Consider the following 2,183-nt stretch of genomic DNA (forward strand, 5'->3'; position numbering starts at 1 on the left):
CGGGGGCCGGGAGTTGTGTATACCAGACAGCGGGGTCGGAGCCGGGCGCCGACATCAGGATCTGCGGCCGCGCGCCCCCCGCGACCACGACGCGGCCGGCGGCGCCCCAACCGGCGCCGCCGGTCAACGCCAAATCGAATGTCCCATCAGTCCCGCCGGCACCGCCCACAAGCGCACCGCTGCCTACGATACCAAAGCCGATCGCCGCCGCGATCGTCGGGAAAATGCCCTTGCCGTACAAAGACGCGTCGCGCGCTGCCTGGGCGCTGGCCAGATTGGCCGCGGTGGTGACGACATCGGCGGCGGTTTGTCCGGCATTGGCGGCGGAGGTGGAGGCGCTGGCGGCTGCCTGGCCGGCACTGGCCTCAGTGGCATGCTTCAGCACCTGCGTTTCATCGCGCAGCGCTTCCACCTCATCGACAACGTCTGAAACGTCGGGCGGCACAAACGGGATAATGGCGATGGCGTCGGCGCCCACGACCGGCTCGTCGGCCGTAAACTGAAACACCCGGTCGGCATTGACTGTCCCTACCTGGGTGTGGACCGTCGTTCCCTTCTGCAAGGTGCGGGCGGTGCGGGCGTCGGCGGCGCGGAACCATTCGCCTTCGCTGACCGTGTAGATGCCGTTCTGCGTCGGGTCGGACTGGTCCTTGACCAGCAGGCGGTCGCCAATCTCGCATGGCACGCCGTCGATGGTCTGCAGGCCACGAAGGAGGGTGTTGGCCGTGGTCGCCAGACGCACGGGTTCGCGTTCGCCGGTCAGAAGTCGAACGGCGGCAGTTGCAGGTCGGGCCATCAGGCTTGCTCCATGAAAAAAGCCCCGCGAAGCGGGGCTTGAAAGTGCTCTATGATTTCAGCGTGCGCTTACTGGACACGCGGTCCATGGCACATATGGCGGCGGCGCGGCTGGTCTATTCGGTCCCGAAGAGAAAAAGGGCGCACAAAAACGCTGCGACCTATGGCAATCCGCCAACGCGCCTCCCAACGCGCCTCTTTGTCCAGCCGGCGATTGTCAGCCCCAACGCCATGCCGGCGCAGTCGGCAACCCAGTCCAACCCATCCAGATCGCGCCCGATCAGTTGCGCGCCCTGAAGAACCTCGATCGCGGCGCCGGTAAACGCGAGGAGAACAACCAGCCTTGCCGTGTGTTCCGGCCAGCCGAGGCTTCCCAGGGCCGCCAGCACCGCGAAGGCGATGGCGTGTTGGAGCTTGTCATCGTGAAGCGTGACGGCCATGCCGAGATCCGGCAAGAACCGCACCGGCAGAAGAGTAAGCAGAAGAACGCCGGCCAACGTGACCAGGAAGGCGATTCTTGCCAGCATCGGGTAAGAGTCTAAGCGCAACAAGATACAGTCAGTCCTTCATCTGAAAGGTTTGGCATCTGAAAAGTCTGGCTAGCCTGGTATGGTCCTGGAAGGCCGCTGCGCGACATCGGAGGTTATGGCACGCCATAGGTTATCATCATGACCATAATCAGACCACCAGCCGGTGACAGAGCGATAGAGCGCGGCGCCTCGCACGATCGTGGCGTTTGGTAGCAAGCGCCGACACATCACTCTAGAAGTTCCGGAAGCACCTTTTCATCGAGGAATTTGAGACGTCGATCCAGCATTTCGGCGTTGGCGGGATTGGCGGGGACATTGACCGGGATCAAGTCCGCCACCGACTTCCCCTGCCGCGCGGCCGCAACCCATTCTTCCATGGCACCTATACATCCGTCCAGCGCGTCATATGGAGTCTTGAGGTCGTCGCCAGGCATATATGCTGGAGGTACATCACCCACGATTACCCATATCCATTGGGGCACATCTGGTCTGCCGGGTGAAATCTCGAAGAGAAAATGTATATTATCCCCTCGGCATCATATCCCAGATATTCGCCTTTGATAGTCCATAGAACTGAAGATATTCCCGAGCCTCAACACGGGCGGACTCAAGGTCCTCTTCGCCTGCGCTGATATTGGCCGGCGGCAGGCGTGTGACGCTGCTAAAATCTGGGATGGCATCGTTCATGTTATTTGCTAGGATTCCCCAAACATTGCAAAGGTTCAGCTGTGGTCGACGCAATGGACCCCCGAACAAGCTTGCACCTTAGTGTCCGATCCAAAAAGGAGTGAGTGATTTCAGCAGGTTGTGATTCTGTCGGATTGCTGAGATTCGACGGAGATCACGATGCCTTGGACC

The 2,183-nt window shown here is 61.1% G+C and carries 3 protein-coding genes and 1 pseudogene; all 4 read right to left on the reverse strand.

The annotated features are described in order from the left end of the window. Positions 1-796: pseudogene (locus NKH12_RS30260) on the reverse strand (hypothetical protein); the annotation flags it as partial. A 160-nt stretch (positions 797-956) separates the two neighbouring features. Next, entirely contained in the window at positions 957-1,322 is a 366-nt protein-coding gene (locus NKH12_RS30265; protein WP_352956458.1) for a VanZ family protein, read from the reverse strand. A gap of 230 nt (positions 1,323-1,552) precedes the next feature. Further along, the gene (locus NKH12_RS30270) at positions 1,553-1,759 is read right to left on the reverse strand and encodes a hypothetical protein (RefSeq protein ID WP_352956459.1); all 207 of its coding nucleotides are present in this window, start codon (positions 1,757-1,759) and stop codon (positions 1,553-1,555) included. A gap of 88 nt (positions 1,760-1,847) precedes the next feature. Beyond that, on the reverse strand, positions 1,848-2,012 hold the full coding sequence (locus NKH12_RS30275) for a hypothetical protein (protein ID WP_352956460.1): 165 nt from the start codon (positions 2,010-2,012) through the stop codon (positions 1,848-1,850). Positions 2,013-2,183: the final 171 nt, after the last annotated feature.

The organism is Mesorhizobium sp. M1322, assembly GCF_040318085.1.
Lineage (GTDB): Bacteria > Pseudomonadota > Alphaproteobacteria > Rhizobiales > Rhizobiaceae > Mesorhizobium.

Excerpts from the sequence above, each read along its gene's own strand:
- NKH12_RS30265 (WP_352956458.1), bottom strand. The coding sequence starts at position 1,322 with ATGCTGGCAAGAATCGCCTTCCTGGTCACGTTGGCCGGCGTTCTTCTG.
- NKH12_RS30270 (WP_352956459.1), bottom strand. The coding sequence starts at position 1,759 with ATGCCTGGCGACGACCTCAAGACTCCATATGACGCGCTGGACGGATGT.
- NKH12_RS30275 (WP_352956460.1), bottom strand. The coding sequence starts at position 2,012 with ATGAACGATGCCATCCCAGATTTTAGCAGCGTCACACGCCTGCCGCCG.